This window comes from Streptomyces sp. HPF1205 (assembly GCF_020400825.1).
GTDB lineage: Bacteria > Actinomycetota > Actinomycetes > Streptomycetales > Streptomycetaceae > Actinacidiphila.
On sequence record NZ_JAINVH010000032.1, the window covers coordinates 1 to 14581 of the forward strand.

The following is a 14581-nucleotide window of genomic DNA, read 5'->3' on the forward strand; positions in this document are numbered from 1 at the left end:
GGTGAACTACGGCAACGGCGGCACCAGCACCGGCGGGTCGTCCGGCCCGCTGCACGCGGTGGGCGCGGGCAAGTGCCTGGACGTGCCGAACTCGACCACCACGCTGGGCACGCAGACGCAGATCTACGACTGCAACGGCCAGGCCAACCAGAACTGGACGCACACCTCGTCCAACCAGCTCACGGTCACCCTCGGCGGCACCCAGCTGTGCCTGGACGCCTATGCCAAGGGAACCACCAGCGGCACCAAGGTGGACACCTACAGCTGCAACGGCCAGACCAACCAGCAGTGGCAGTTGAACTCCAACGGCACCATCACCGGCGTCCAGTCCGGCCTGTGCCTGGACGTCACCGGAGCCTCCACCGCCAACGGCGCCCTGGCCGAACTGTGGACCTGCAACGGCCAGTCCAACCAGCAGTGGACCCTCGGCTGACCTGAACGGCGCCACTTCGTGGCCGGTACGCGCCGGCCGCGGGTCGTGGCGGGCCGCCGGGGCGCGAACGCCCGCGCCCCGGCAGCGGTGAGAGGCCCGCGCCACGGGCCTCTCACCGGATCACTGTCCCCCACCAGTGAGGCAAGCTGATGACGAACCACTCCGCGGCGCCGGCAGCCGCGCGCGGCGGGTGCGCGGCGGTCGCCGCGATCCGCCGGGACGCGACCCGCCCGTCGTCCGACGGGCCGATGGTCCCCCGCGGCAGCGGCCGGCCGGGCCGGGCCGCCCGCGACGCGCGGACCCGGCCCCGTACCAGGGTCGAGACCTGGACGAGCGACGGCGGCGACGGGCGGCAGCGGCCTCCTGGAACACCTCCCGCGGGCGGACGGCCCGCGAGCGGACGGCCGTCGACGGCGAGCGGCTCCCGGGCCGTCCTGGCGTCCATGACGGCCCGACGACCGGCGGCCCCAGCCCTCGGCACGCCCCGTACGCCCTGACGGCTGCCCCGGTCCCCACGCCCGGTCGGAGCGACTCCCGCGGCATCCAGGCCCATCCGACCCACGACCGCGGCACACACCGGAAGCGGTCGCGCGGTCGGGCCCACGGTCCGACGGGAGCCGACCCGACCACCGCTCAGCCCCACCCCGCGTTGTGCGATCCGCTACCCCACACGAAAGGCTCCCACATGTCCGATTCTTCCCTTCCGATCAGCCGGCGTCGGTTGCTGGCGTCGGCGGCCGGCGCGGCCACGGCCTTCGGTCTGCTGCGGTTCGCCCCCGACGCCGCGGCCACCACGGGCCCCAGCAGCTACTCGGCCAGTTGGTCGTCGGTGGACCAGCACCCGCCGGCCCCGGCGTGGTTCCAGGACGCCAAGTTCGGCATCTACTACCACTGGGGTGTCTTCAGCGTTCCCGCGTTCGGGAACGAGTGGTACCCGCGCAACATGTACATCTCGGGCTCGAACGAGAACAACCATCACAAGGCCACCTACGGCGACCCGTCGGTGTGGCCGTACAACTTCTTCATCGACGGCGGGCGTGACAAGTCCGGCAACTTCGTGCAGTTCGCGCCCAAGCTGACCTCGGCGGGCGGGAACTTCGACCCCAACGCCTGGGCAAGCCTGTTCAAGGCCGCCGGCGCGAAGTTCGCCGGCCCCGTCGCCGAGCACCACGACGGTTTCTCCATGTGGAACAGCCAGGTCAACCCGTGGAACTCCGTCCAGCGCGGTCCCAAGCTGGACCTGGTGAACCTGCACGCCCAGGCCATCCGCGGCCAGGGCCTGAAGTTCATGACCTCGCTGCACCACGCGTACCACTTCAACGGCTACTACGACCACGTGCCGGCCCAGTCGGACCCGACGCTGAAGATCCTGTTCGGGCAGCAGGGCACGACCGCGGAGAACCTGCTCTGGTACAACAAGCTCATCGAGGTCATCGACGGCTACCAGCCGGACCTGATCTGGCAGGACTTCGACCTGAACCTGGTGCAGGAGTCCTATCGCCTGCAGTTCCTGGCGTACTACTACAACAAGGCCGTCGCCTGGAACAAGGACGTCGTCGCCACCTACAAGGACGGCCTGGACAACAAGGGCGAGGTCTTCGACTTCGAACGCGGCGGGCCGTCGGGGCTGATGACGCCGTACTGGCTGACCGACGACAGCATCTCCTCCTCCAGTTGGTGCTACACCGTGGGCATCGGCTACTACACCACCCAGGCCCTGCTGCACGCGCTGATCGACCGCACGGCCAAGGGCGGCACGATGCTGCTGAACATCGCGCCCATGGCCGACGGCACCATCCCGTCGGGACAGCAGACCATCCTGCGCGGCATGGGCGACTGGCTGAGCCGCAACGGTGAGGCGATCTACGGCACCCGGTCGTGGTCCAGCTACGGCGAGGGCCCCACCGCCATGGGCGGCGGATCCTTCAGCGGCCCCAAGGCCGGCGTGGCCCAGGACGTCCGCTTCACCCGCACCCAGGACAACACGGTGCTCTACGCCACCTCGCTCGGCTGGCAGGGCGGCACCATGACCATCACCACCTTGAACTCCAACCAGTTCAACATCAGCACCCTGACCAGCGCACAACTGATCAACAACGCCGCGGGCAGCTACATCAACCTGCCGACGCCGACCCAGGACGCCTCCGGCCTGCACCTGACCATGCCGTCCTCCAGCGCCCCCTTCAGCGCCCTGGCGTACACCGTCAAGCTCACCTTCTCCGGGCAGATCCCGGCGCTGGGCAGCGGCGGGACCGGCACCGGCACCGGCTACGTGAAGATCGCCAACGTCACCACCGGGCTGGTCCTCGACAGCGGCGGCAACGTCTCCTCCGGCTCCAACCTCAAGCAGTGGAACTACGACGGCAGCACCAACCTGCAGTGGCAGCTGGTGGACCTGGGCGGCGGCTACTACCGGATCGTCAACCGCACCAACGGCATGGTCGCCGACAGCTGGGGCAACACCGCCAACGGCGCCCCCGCCCGCCAGGCCGCCTGGAACGGCGGCAACAACCAGCAGTGGTCGCTGAACAACCTCGGCAACGGCCGCTACCAGATCATCAACCGCGGCACCGGCACCGCCCTCGACGGCGCCGGCCTGACCTCGGCCGGCTCCACCGCCGAGCTGTGGGCGCCGAACGGCAGCACCAACAACGAGTGGACCATCACCGGAGTGTGAGGTCCGGCGGGGGTGGCGCCGGCCGGCGCCGCCCCCGTTCTCCCCTCGCGGACCTCGTACCCGAGGAGCAGGGATGTGCTCCTCGGCCGCGCGGCCGCGAAGACGCACACCCATCGGCTTGGCGGCCACCGGCCGTCAAGCCGATGCCGTTCCCCAAGACTTCCCAGGACAAGGAGCGATACGACCATGCACCGAATGTGGTTGCGCCGCGTGCGGCGCGCACTCGTGGGGGCGGGCGCGGTGGTGGCCCTCGCCGCCGGTGTCCTGACCGGTACGGCGGCCACGTCGCAGGCGGCGACGCAGCAGCCGTGCGACATCTACGCGGCGGGCGGTACGCCGTGCGTGGCGGCGCACAGCACGGTGCGCGCGCTCTTCGGCTCGTACAGCGGCAGCCTCTACCAGGTCCGGCGGTCGTCGGACAACACGACGAAGAACATCGGCGTGGTGACGGCGGGCGGCCGGGCCGACGCCGCCGCGCAGGACTCCTTCTGCGCGAACACCACGTGTGTGATCACGACGGTGTTCGACCAGTCCGGTCACGGCAACGACGTGATGTACCAGGGTCCCGGCGGCGCCGGCGGCTCCGACACGCCCTCGAAGGCGACCTCGGAGTCGCTGACCGTGGACGGCGGCAAGGTGTACTCCCTCTACATCAACCCGGGCAACAGCTACTGGCGCGACGGCCACCTCACCGGGATTCCCACCGGCAGCGCTCCCCAGGGCGCGTACATGGTCACCAGCGGCACGCACGTCAACGGCGGCTGCTGCTTCGACTACGGCAACAGCGAGACCGACCGCAGGGCCGACGGGGCGGGCGCCATGGACGCCATCTACTTCGGCACGAGCTGCTGGTTCGGCGGCTGCTCCGGCTCCGGCCCCTGGGTGCAGGCCGACCTGGAGTACGGCCTGTACTCCGGCGGCAGCCAGTCCTGGAACTCCAACCAGCGGGCGTTCACCAGCAAGTACGTCACCGCCATGCTGAAGAACAACGGGACGTCCAGGTTCGCCCTCAAGGGCGCCAACGCGCAGTCCGGCGGCCTGACCACCCTGTGGGACGGCTCCCTGCCGCCCGGCTACAGCCCGATGAAGCAGCAGGGCGCCATCATCCTGGGCAGCGGCGGCGACTGCTGCAACGGCAACACCAACCTGTCCCAGGGCACCTTCTACGAGGGCGCCATCGTCGCCGGCTACCCCTCCGACGCCACCGACAACGCGGTGCAGGCCAACATCACCGCCGCCGGATACGGCGGTTCCAGCGGTGGCACCGGCGGGACCTCGGGTCCGCTGCACGCGGTGGGCGCGGGCAAGTGCCTGGACGTGCCGAACTCGTCCACCACACTGGGCACGCAGACGCAGATCTACGACTGCAACGGCCAGGCCAACCAGAACTGGACGCACACCTCGTCCAACCAGCTCACGGTCACCCTCGGCGGCACCCAGCTGTGCCTGGACGCCTACGGCAAGGGAACCACCAACGGCACCAAGGTGGACACCTACAGCTGCAACGGCCAGACCAACCAGCAGTGGCAGTTGAACTCCGACGGCACCGTCACCGGCGTGCAGTCCGGCCTGTGCCTGGACGTCACCGGAGCCTCCACCGCCAACGGCGCCCTGGCCGAACTGTGGACCTGCAACGGCCAGTCCAACCAGCAGTGGACCCTCGGGTAGCCATCCCCGCGGGCCATGTCCGCCAGTCCGACGGGACCGCCCCCGGAGCCGGCAAGGGCTCCGGGGGCGGTCCCGTGCCGTCCCACGGGCGTGCCGTCGTACGGGCGTGTCCGCGCGGGTGTGCCGCGTCCTTCACTTGTGCGGCCAGTGGGGCCGCCGGGGGTGGGAGGGGCCGCGGGGGCGGGTCGGGCCGGGCGGCCGGGGCTGCGAGGGCGGCCCGCCCGGGTCCGGATGCGCGGGGAGGTCGCCGGGCGGGTGCAGCCCTTCCTCGGAGTACCGGGTCGCGGCGATGGCGTCGACGGTCTGCTCCTCGGTGAAGGTCTCGGAGCCGGGGATGTGCGGCACGTATCCGATGAGGGTGCCGTCGCGCACCACCTCGGCGTCCAGTCCGGCGGCCCCGTCGGCGTTCCACAGGGCCTCGCTCCCGTCGGGGATGACCACGCGGATCCCGAACTCGTACACGCCCTCCTCGGCGCGGTGGGCCATGATGCCCCGCGTACGCAGGGCGGACACGATGCGGTCGATGCGGTCGGGTTCCATGGCCGGGCATCCTCCTCGGGCGGCCTGCCGTCGGCGCCCGCCCGGAGCGGGCACCCGCCCCCCCTCGTCTCCACGGTACTGCGGCCGTCCCGGACCCCCCACCGGAAGCCGCGGGACCCGGGGCCGTCTGAGGCGGACCGCCGGGGGCCGTCCGCCTCAGACGGCCCGCTCGAACCAGGTGCCCTGCTTCCCGCCGAGGTCGGCCGGATCCGCCGGGCCGACCGGGACGAAACCGGTTTTGGCCAGCACCCTTCGTGAGGCGATGTTCTGGTGCGGCGCGGCCGCCCGCAGCCTGCGCAGGCCGTGCCGGCGCGCCGCGAAGGCGCACAGCTCCGTCACGGTCGCGGTCGCGACCCCGCGCCCGGCGGTCTGCCGCGCGACGCGGTAGCCGAGCACGGCGGTGCCGTCCTCGATGTCGTACAGGTTGAACCTGCCCAGTACGGAGCCGTCCTCGTCCAGGAGCAGGTAGAAGACGCAGATGCCGCTCTCCTGCTCGGCCAGCAGGTCGGCGTACCGGTCGTCGAAGGCGGCGAAGTAGTCGTCGCCGCGGTCCGTGATGTGGGCGGCGAAGTAGTCGCGGTTGGCCAGTTCGAAGGCCAGCACCGCCCGGGCGTGGTCGTGGCGCAGCCTCTGCAGTTCGGGCATCCGCCGACCGTACCGCCGGGCCGCGCCCGCCCGTCCACCGGGCCGCGCCCGTCGGGTGAGCCGTAATCGAGGAGCGGGCCGGGTTGGCACGGTGATAGGGAAGGCGGCATGGAGTTCTTCTGCTACCACCGCGACCGGCCCGGCTCGTCGACGCTGCGCGACGAACTGCTGGAGGAGCACTGGTCGTACATGGACCGGTTCGGGAAGGAACTGATCGCCCGCGGCCCGACCTTCACCGACGACGACGTGCCGACCGGCAGCGTGCACATCGCCGACCTGCCGGACCCGGCCGCCGCCCGCGCCTTCGCCTTCGACGAGCCCGGCTACCAGGCCGGCGTCTACCGGGACGTGCTGCTGCGCCGCTGGCGCAACATGCTCGGGCGCACCATGTGGGACTTCCCGGGCGGCCGTACCGGCGGCAACCGCTACCTGGTGCTCGGCCTCGGCCCGGCCGGGGCCGGAGCCGGGGCGGAGCCCGCCGTGCCGGACGACCGGGACGAACTCGTCGCCTACGGACCGCTGCTGTCCGACGACGGGGTCACCTGGGTGGGGACGGCGGCGCTGGTCCGCGCGCCCGACCCGGACACGGCACGCGCGGTCCTGACCGCGGACCGCGGTGCCGGCCCGTACGCCGGAGTCGAGGTGCACAACTGGGAGTTCGGCGGGCGGCGGTAGGAGAGCACGGGCGCCGCCGGCCGGCCCCGGTCGCCGGCGCGTCCCGTCAGGGAGCGGTGAGCGACACCGGGCTGACCCGGAACATGCCGCAGACGCGCAGGCGGTAGGTGATGAGCGCGGAGTTGCCGCCGGCGCCGGGCGGGAAGACCCGGATGAACGAGGAGGGCGGCCGGCACCTGGGCCCGAAGCCCTGGTTGTTGGTACGGATGGTGGCGAACGCCTTGTGGCCCGTGCGCACGGTCACGGTGGTCACCGGACGGTTGAAGCTGCGGCGGGCCGGGAACGTGATCGGGCGCTTGCCCTGGTCGAGCAGGACGACAACCGGATAGCCGCGCATCACGCAGTTGTGCGGGTTGACGTTCTGGAACTGGATGGGGACGAAGACCGACCCCGCGCCGGCCGTCACCCGGCCGATGGACAGGTGAAGGTCGCTCACCTGGCAGTTGGGTACGGGCGGTGAGGCCTTGGCGCCCTGGGCGCCGTCGGCGGCCTGGGCACCGGTGGCGCCAACGGTGGCACCGGTGGCGGCGAACAGGGCGGCGGACGCAAGGACGAGCGCCCGCCTGGAAATGCTGGTCATGTTGCACTCCCGTCCGGATCGACAAATGCCCAAATACCCGTCCAATTTACGTCTTCCGCCGCACAGCGGCATCGCGGGCACGAGTGGCGCGGCGGACCCGAGCGCGGTATGGGCGGCGGGCGCGGCCCTCGCAAAAGGCGAGGTGGGCGCGGCGCGGGCGGCGCCCGGACGGCCTCCTCCCGGCCGTCAAGCCGCGGATGACGCGAGGACCCAGGGTGCGGATCGCGGTACGCAGGGTGAGAGCGGGGCGGGGCGACGGCGGTGCCGGCTCGCGTCGTGCCGCGGGCCGGTGGACGTCCCCGGACGCGGCACACCGGCGTCCATTCGGCGCCCCGGACCGCCACGGAAGTCGCCGCCGCCACCGTCGTCGCCACTTGGGCCCCCGCGCGGGCGCCGCGCCCCGCGTCATAGGCGTCGACGTCTGACCGCCCCTTATGATTCGTCCGACCACTACGGGCGGGCGGCTCGTCCGGTACGGGCGGGCGGGACGGATGGGGGTGGGTGCGGTGCGCGTGCCGCGGGAACCACAGGAACCACAGGAACCACAGGAAGCGGAGGCGGGAGCGGCGGCGCAGGCGCTGGAGCTGGCCTACGACGGGCCGGCGGCGATCTGGGCGGAGGCGCTGCCGGTGGGCAACGGCAGGCTCGGCGCCATGGTGCACGGCACCTGCCCGGTGGAGCGGATCGACCTCAACGAGGACACCTTCTGGTCCGGCCCGGGCGACACGGACGTGCCCGAGGTGCCCGAGGGGCTGCTGGCCCGGGCCCGGGCACAGGTACGGGCCGGTGAACACGTCGCCGCCGGGCGGACCCTGACCGCCACTCAGGGCGCGGACGCCGAGGCCCTTCAGCCGGTCGGCACCCTGGAGATCGAATTCATCGGATCACCCGCCGCCCCGGCTTCGTACCGGCGCTCGCTCGACCTGCGCGACGGGGTGGCTCATGTGGTGCGCGGCCAGGCGGCCGGGCACCACGTACGGCAGCAGGTGCTCGCCTCCGCGCCGCACCAGGTGGTCGCGGTGCGGCTGGAGTCGGACGCCCCGGAGGGCCTGCACCTGCGGGCGCGGCTGACCACGCCTCAGCCGCGCTCCCGGTTCCGCGCGCAGGGCCCGGGAGCGGTGGCGCTGCTCCTCGCCGCGCCCCGGCACGTGGTCCCGTGGCCGCGCCGCGACGGCGTGCGGTACGAGGACGACGAGACGCGCTCCGTACGGGCCGCGGCGCTGCTGCGCGTGGACGCCGAGGGGGCGGGGGCGACCACCGGGCAGGACGACGGGCCGGGTGAGGGACCAGGCGGCGGGCCGGACGGCGGGCCGAGGGTCGCGGGCCCCGCGGTGACGGTGCGCGGCGCGAGGGCGGTGACCGTGTACGTGGCCGTCCGTACCGGCTTCGCGGGTGCGCTGACGCCTCCCGTACGGGACCCGGAGGAGTGCCTCGCCGAGGCCGCGCGGGACGTGGCGGCGGCGCGGGCGGCCGGGTGGAGCGGGCTGCGCGCGGCCCATCTCGCCGACCACAGGGCCCTCATGGACCGCGTGACGCTGCGTCTCGACGACGTGGGGCCGGTGCCCGGTCTCCCGGTCGACGCCCGCCTGTCGCGGCGCGCCGCCGGGGAGCGCGACGAGCACCTGTGCGTGCTGGCCTTCGCCTTCGGCCGCTACCTGCTGGCCGCGTCCTCCCGTCCCGGAACGCAGGCGGCGACCTTGCAGGGCGTCTGGAACAGCGAGGTGACGCCGCCGTGGAACTGCCAGTACACGGTGAACATCAACGCGGAGATGAACTACTGGCCCGCCGAGACCACCGCCCTGCCCGAGTGCCACGAACCGCTGCTCGACCTGGTCACCGGGCTCGCCGAGGCCGGCCGGCCCGCCGCGCGGGGCATTTACGGCGCCCGCGGCTGGACCTGCCACCACAACACCGACCTGTGGCGGATCACCGTACCGGTCGGCAAGGGCCTGGGCGACCCGATGTGGTCGCAGTGGCCGATGGGCGGCGCCTGGCTGAGCCTGCACCTGGCCGAGCGGTGGCGGTTCGGCCGGGACGTGCGGTTCCTCGCGCGGGTCGCGCTGCCGGTGGGCGCGGACGCGGCCCGGTTCGTGCTCGACCTGATGGTGCCGGACGCGGACGGGTGGCTGGTCACCTCGCCGTCGACCAGCCCGGAGAACCGGTTCGTCACCGCGGACGGCCCGGCCAGCGTGGTCGAGGGCAGCACGATGGACCTGACCCTGGCGCGGGAGCTGTTCGCGTTCCTGCTGGAGGCGGAGCGCGAACTGGCGGCGGCCGGCCTCGCGCCGTCCGCCGAGGACGCGGCCGCGCTGGAGGAGGTGCGCGCGGCCCTGCCGCGGCTGGCCCCCCTGCGCGTCGGCTCCGACGGCAGGCTGCTCGAATGGCCGGGCGAACGCGAGGAGGCCGAGCCGCACCACCGGCACGTCTCGCACCTGGTCGGCCTCTACCCCGGGCGGATCCTGGCCGGGGACGGGCGGTTGCGGGACGCGGCGCGCCGCTCGCTCGAAGGCCGCGGGGACGCGGGCACCGGGTGGTCGGTGGCGTGGAAGACCGGCCTGTGGGCGCGGCTCGGCGACGGCGCGGCCGCGCACCGGCTGCTGGGCGAGTACCTGCAGCCGGTCGGCCCCGGGCTCTCCGGCGGGTCCTCCTCCGGCGGCGGGGTCTACCGCTCGATGCTGTGCGCGCACCCGCCGTTCCAGATCGACGGCAACTTCGGCGTGACGGCGGCGATCGCCGAGATGCTGCTGCAGAGCCACACCGAGTACGAGGGCGCGCCCGTGCTGGAGCTGCTGCCCGCGCTGCCGCCGCGGTGGCCGGCCGGGCGCGTGACCGGTCTGCGGGCGCGTGGCGCGGTCCGCCTGGCCGAACTGGTATGGGCGGACGGCGCGGTGCGCTCCGCGCGGGTCGAAGCGCTCGCCGACACCCGCGTCGAGGTGCGCTGGACGGCTCCGACGGGCGAGGCCCGCGCTCTTCGGCTGCGCCTGCGCGCGGGGGAATGGGCGGACGTGCGCTGACGGTTCGCCTGCCGGCGGGGAACCGGGCCGACTGCGGCCAGGTGGGCGGACCCTGCCTGCGGCCGGTGGCCGGGCCACTTGCGGCCGGTGGCCGGACCCCTGCCTCCGCCCGTGGCCGGAAGCCCTCGCGGCCGGTGGCCGAACCGCGAAAGGGGCTGCCCCTTGCCGCCGGTGGCGACCTGCCGCACCGTGCCGGCTGGTCGCGCAGTTCCCCGCGCCCCTGGGTACTTCCGGCCGTACCGGCCCCGAAGACGCGTCGCCCCCACCGGCGCGTAGTGGCCCGCGGTGCCGCCGTCGCCCTCGGCTCGGCCTACTTGGAGAAGCCCGCTGTCAGGCCGGCGATCAGGGGGCGGCGGGCGAGGGCGAAGAGGGCGACCACGGGCAGGGTGGACAGGACGACCGCCGCCATGGTCGCCGGGACGTCGATGCCGTACTGGCCGCGGTAGAGGGTCAGGGCCAGCGGCAGGACGGCCTTGTCGGGGTTCTGGGTGAGGATGAGGGGGAAGAGGAAGCCGTTCCACACCTGCAGGCCGTCGTAGACGGCGACGGTCACCAGGGCGGGCCGGGCCAGCGGTACGGCGAGCGACCACAGCACACGCCAGTCGGACGCCCCGTCCACCACCATCGCCTCGAACAGCGACCGCGGCACGTCCCGCAGGAAGGTGACGAGGATCAGGACGGTGAGCGGCAGCGCGAACGCCGCCGAGGGCAGCACGACCGCGAAGAGGTTGTCGTACATGTGCAGCCGGATGATCAGCAGGTAGACCGGGATGACCACCGCCTGCAGCGGGACGGCCAGGCCCAGCAGGAACAGCCGGAAGTACATCCGGGTCCAGCGCCCGGTGCCGCGCACGATGACGAAGGCGGCCAGCAGCCCGGAGGCGACGGTCAGGGCGAGGGTGGCCGCGGTGACCACGGCGCTGTTGAGGAGGTAGGTGGAGAAGCCGTTGTCCAGGACGGTCCGGTAGTTCGCCAGGGTGGGGCGGTGGGGCACCGTCAGCGGGCCCGCGGTGACGTACTGGTCACGGGCCCGCAGGCTCGTGACGACCACCCAGTAGACCGGGACCAGGACGACCGCGGTCCACAGCAGGGCGGCGCCGCCGGTCGCGGTACGGCGCAGGGCCCGCGCGGCGCGGCGCGCCCGGTCCGCCGTCCCGGCGTTCACACGCCCTCCTGACGGCTGTCCATCCGGTGGAAGCCGGACAGGCGGGTGGTCAGCAGCGACAGGCCGAGGCCGATCACCACGAGCAGGGTGGCCACCGCGCTCGCCCGGCCCATGTCGTGCGCCTGGAAACCGGTGAGGTACATCGCCAAGGGCAGGACGCGGGTCGCGGTGCCCGGGCCGCCGGTCCCGCTGGACAGGACGAAGATCAGGTCGAAGGAGGTCAGCGAGCCGACCAGCACGAGCGTGGTCGAGGTGACGAGGGTGTACCGCAGCTGGGGCAGGGTGATCCGCAGGAAGCGGGCGCACGGCCCGGCGCCGTCGATGGCGGCGGCCTCGTACAAGGCGGCCGGGATCTGCCGCAGCCCGGCCTGGTAGAGCAGCGCGTGGAAGGGGACGAACTGCCAGGCGATCACGAAGACCACCGTGTAGAGGGCCAGGTGCGGCGAGCCCAGCAGCGGCCGGGCCAGCCAGTGCAGGCCGGGGGTGGTGCCGAGGCCGAAGGCGGGGTCGAGCAGGGACTGCCAGGTCAGCCCGACGGCCACGGCGGACAGCAGCAGCGGCAGGAACCACAGGACCGCGAGAAGCGACCGCCACCGGCCGCGCGGGGCCTGGAAGAGGCCGAGCGCGAGCGCGAGCGGGGTCTGGACGAGCCAGCTCACCGCCATCACCTTGACCGTGAGCCACAGGGCCTGCCAGGTGGCGCCGTCGGTGAGCACGCCGTGCCAGTCGGCGCCGCCCGCCCAGCTCAGCGGGCCGAGCCCGTCCCACCGGGAGACGCTGAGCGCCGCCACGCCGGCCAGCGGCACCAGCGCGAACAGGCCGAAGAGGATCAGGGCGGGGGCCGCCATGAGCACCGCGCTGCCGCGCCCGCTGCCCCGTCCGCGCCGCCCGCGGGCCCGCCCGCCCGGCGCGGACCGCGCGGACCGCGTGCCCTGCGTGACCCCCGCGGCCTGAGCCGCCTGCGCGGCCCGATCGCCCTGCACGGCCTCCGCGGCCCGTACCGGCGCCTGCGGCGACCCGGGCCGGCGCCCTCGTACCACGGCCGCCATCACGGCACCTCGCTCATGGCCGCGCCGAACTCCTCGGGCCGGATCTGTCCCAGCAGGGAGCGGTCCACGCCGGTCAGCACCGGGTCGGCCCGGCGCGAGGGCAGGTCCTGGTCCCAGGAGAGCTGGAAGCCGGGCGCCTTTCGCACCAGGGCGTACACGAACCGCAGCCAGGCCCTGTCGGGCGTGGCGACCGCCGCGAGCTTCGGCTCCAGGCCGGTGACCGGCGGTACGCTCCCGGCGGCGAGGTAGGCGTCCTGCTGCGTGCCGTTCATGACGTAGTCCTTGAGGAAGGCCAGCGCCGCCGCCTTGTGGGTGCTCGCCGCGTTGAGCGACAGGTAGTTGGCGGGGCCGCCGACGAGGTCGCCGGGCTCGCCCCTGCCGCCGGCCACGGTGGGGAAGGTGGTCCAGCCGAGGCCGCCGCCGGAGACGAAGGAGGGCGCGGCGGCGGCGATGTTGGCGTACTCCCAGGTGCCCATGACCTCCATGGCCGCCTTGCCGGTGTAGAGCAGGGCCGTGGCGACGCCTTGGTCGTACGTCATGCCGGAGGCGTTGCCGCCGAAGGCGCCGGCCCTGGCGAGGGTCTGCAGGTCCCGGTCGGCCTCGGTGACCGCCGGGTCCTTCCAGGCGGAGGCGTCCCCGGCGGCGATCCTGGTGAAGACCGACGAGCCGCCCACCCGGTCGAGCAGGTACTCCATGTACATCAAGGTGGGCCACCTGTCGTTGGCCGCGAGCGAGAGCGGCACGACGCCTCTGGCCTTCAGGACGCGCACGTCGGCGAGCAGTTCCGCGTACGTCGCCGGCGGCCGCAGCCCGGCGGCGGCCATCACCTTCTTGTTGTAGTAGAGGACGACGGGCGCGAGCCCGTTGCACGGCACCCCGTAGACCTTCCCGCGGAAGGCGGCCGAGCGCATGACGGCCGGCATGAACCGCCCGGCGCCCACGGCCGCCGGGGGCAGGGCGGCCACCTTCCCGGCGCCGACGTAGTCGTCGAGGGCCCCGCCGCCCCAGTTGAAGAAGAGGTCCGGGGCGCGGCCGGCACCGAAGGCGATCCGCAGTTTCTGCTTGTAGTCGTCGTTGGCGTACAGCCGCAGTGTGATCTTCTGCCGCGGGTGGTCCTGGTTCCAGGCGGCCACGGCCCGCGCGAGGATCGTCTGGTCGGACAGCGCCCACAGCGTGAGCCCGCGCGCCGGGGAGCCCGCCGCCGCGCTGCCCGCCGGCCCCGCGGTCCCGCACCCGGCCGCCGCCAGGAGCGCGGACACGGCGAGCAGGGCCGTACGCACGCGGGTACGGGTACGGGCACGCGTGCGGCCATGGGTACGGGCGCGTGCGGGGACGCCGGGGGATCTGATCACGTGCATGGGTTCCGCTCCTCGTCGGTCCGGTTCGGTCCGGTTCCGTCAGGTTCCGTCAGGTCCGGCCTGGGTCCAGTCCGGCCCGTTTCGGCCCGGTCAGGTCCGGCCCGGTCCGGTCCGGCCGGACGTGCGCGTCCGCTCATCGGACAGGCGTGCAGACATGGTCCGCACACGCCGGACAAGGAAGAGGAACGCCCTGGTCACAAAATCCTTTCGCCTGCCGGCCGGGACCGTTCCCCGGGCCTTCTCCGTTAGGCTCCGGCTCATGGCGAGAGCACGGTTCATCGCGCTGACCACCGCGATCGTGGTCCTGGGGGGCGGCGCCGCGGCGATCGTCGAGGTGTCGCAGGGCGGGGGCGGCGGTCACGGCGGCCGTGCGGGCGGCGGCCCGGTGGACCCGGCCCGGCTCCAGTCGGACATCGCGGCGAAGCTGCCCGCCGGGTGGACCGACACCGTCGACCGCAGCGGCGACACGGTCAATGTCCGCCTGGTGCACGAGGGCGGGACGAAGGAGCTGCTCGCCGCGATCCACGCGCACAAGATCGTCGACCCGGACGAGCCCGAGATGATGCGGCTGCTGCCGGCCGACCTGTCGGACACCGGCTACCTCATCCACTACTCCGACACGAAGGACAAGGGCACGCTGCTGCGTGTGGCGGCGGGCAAGGGGCACCCGGGCCCGCATCCGGTGCTGGTGTTCGCGAGCCGGGAGTTCATCGCCGCCGAGCTCGCGCAGGCGCCGCCGTTCACCCCGACGGCCGTCGTCGTGCCCCTGCCGTGAGC

Annotated in this window: 12 protein-coding genes; 6 read left to right on the top strand and 6 right to left on the bottom strand. The window is 73.4% G+C overall.

The features are described 5' to 3' along the window. From K7G61_RS28200 to K7G61_RS28210, 3 genes are all read left to right on the top strand, one after another. Window positions 1–433: ricin-type beta-trefoil lectin domain protein (locus tag K7G61_RS28200; RefSeq protein WP_225849833.1), on the top strand; the 433-nt coding region annotated here is incomplete at its 5' end. A 685-nt stretch (window positions 434–1118) separates the two neighbouring features. Further along, a complete protein-coding gene (locus tag K7G61_RS28205; protein ID WP_225849834.1) occupies window positions 1119–3110 on the top strand; it encodes an alpha-L-fucosidase in 1992 nt (663 codons plus the stop codon). A 186-nt stretch (window positions 3111–3296) separates the two neighbouring features. After that, complete coding sequence (locus K7G61_RS28210; protein ID WP_225849835.1) at window positions 3297–4778, top strand: arabinofuranosidase catalytic domain-containing protein; 1482 nt, start codon at window positions 3297–3299, stop codon at window positions 4776–4778. Window positions 4779–4910: 132 nt separating this feature from the next. Here the strand turns inward: K7G61_RS28210 and K7G61_RS28215 are convergent, their stop codons facing one another. Both K7G61_RS28215 and K7G61_RS28220 read right to left on the bottom strand, forming a co-directional pair. Beyond that, window positions 4911–5318 carry a hypothetical protein gene (locus K7G61_RS28215; RefSeq protein ID WP_225849836.1) on the bottom strand — a complete coding sequence of 136 codons (408 nt, stop codon included), beginning with the start codon at window positions 5316–5318 and terminating at the stop codon, window positions 4911–4913. A 156-nt stretch (window positions 5319–5474) separates the two neighbouring features. Continuing rightward, window positions 5475–5963 (bottom strand): GNAT family N-acetyltransferase, encoded by a 489-nt coding sequence (locus K7G61_RS28220; RefSeq protein ID WP_225849837.1) that lies wholly within the window; start codon window positions 5961–5963, stop codon window positions 5475–5477. A gap of 108 nt (window positions 5964–6071) precedes the next feature. Here K7G61_RS28220 and K7G61_RS28225 point away from each other — a divergent pair, with 108 nt between their 5' ends. Beyond that, on the top strand, window positions 6072–6638 hold the full coding sequence (locus K7G61_RS28225) for a YciI family protein (protein WP_225849838.1): 567 nt from the start codon (window positions 6072–6074) through the stop codon (window positions 6636–6638). Window positions 6639–6684: 46 nt separating this feature from the next. Here the strand turns inward: K7G61_RS28225 and K7G61_RS28230 are convergent, their stop codons facing one another. Continuing rightward, on the bottom strand, window positions 6685–7218 hold the full coding sequence (locus K7G61_RS28230; RefSeq protein ID WP_225849839.1) for a DUF4232 domain-containing protein: 534 nt from the start codon (window positions 7216–7218) through the stop codon (window positions 6685–6687). Window positions 7219–7730: 512 nt separating this feature from the next. Here K7G61_RS28230 and K7G61_RS28235 point away from each other — a divergent pair. Further along, window positions 7731–10232, top strand: coding sequence for a glycoside hydrolase N-terminal domain-containing protein (locus K7G61_RS28235; RefSeq protein WP_225849840.1), 2502 nt, complete (start codon window positions 7731–7733; stop codon window positions 10230–10232). A 310-nt stretch (window positions 10233–10542) separates the two neighbouring features. On the opposite strand, the gene K7G61_RS28240 is transcribed toward K7G61_RS28235, so the two are convergent. The 3 genes from K7G61_RS28240 to K7G61_RS28250 all read right to left on the bottom strand — a co-directional run bounded on the left by K7G61_RS28240 (window position 10543) and on the right by K7G61_RS28250 (window position 13804). Continuing rightward, window positions 10543–11397: a carbohydrate ABC transporter permease gene (locus K7G61_RS28240; RefSeq protein WP_225849841.1), complete on the bottom strand. Its 855-nt coding sequence runs from the start codon at window positions 11395–11397 to the stop codon at window positions 10543–10545. After that, window positions 11394–12245 (bottom strand): carbohydrate ABC transporter permease, encoded by an 852-nt coding sequence (locus K7G61_RS28245; RefSeq protein WP_225849903.1) that lies wholly within the window; start codon window positions 12243–12245, stop codon window positions 11394–11396. The genes K7G61_RS28240 and K7G61_RS28245 overlap by 4 nt, the downstream gene beginning before the upstream one ends. Window positions 12246–12445: 200 nt before the next feature. Next, window positions 12446–13804, bottom strand: coding sequence for an extracellular solute-binding protein (locus K7G61_RS28250; RefSeq protein ID WP_225849842.1), 1359 nt, complete (start codon window positions 13802–13804; stop codon window positions 12446–12448). Between the two features lie 259 nt (window positions 13805–14063). Here K7G61_RS28250 and K7G61_RS28255 point away from each other — a divergent pair, with 259 nt between their 5' ends. Then, complete coding sequence (locus tag K7G61_RS28255) at window positions 14064–14579, top strand: hypothetical protein (protein WP_225849843.1); 516 nt, start codon at window positions 14064–14066, stop codon at window positions 14577–14579. Window positions 14580–14581 lie beyond the last annotated feature (2 nt).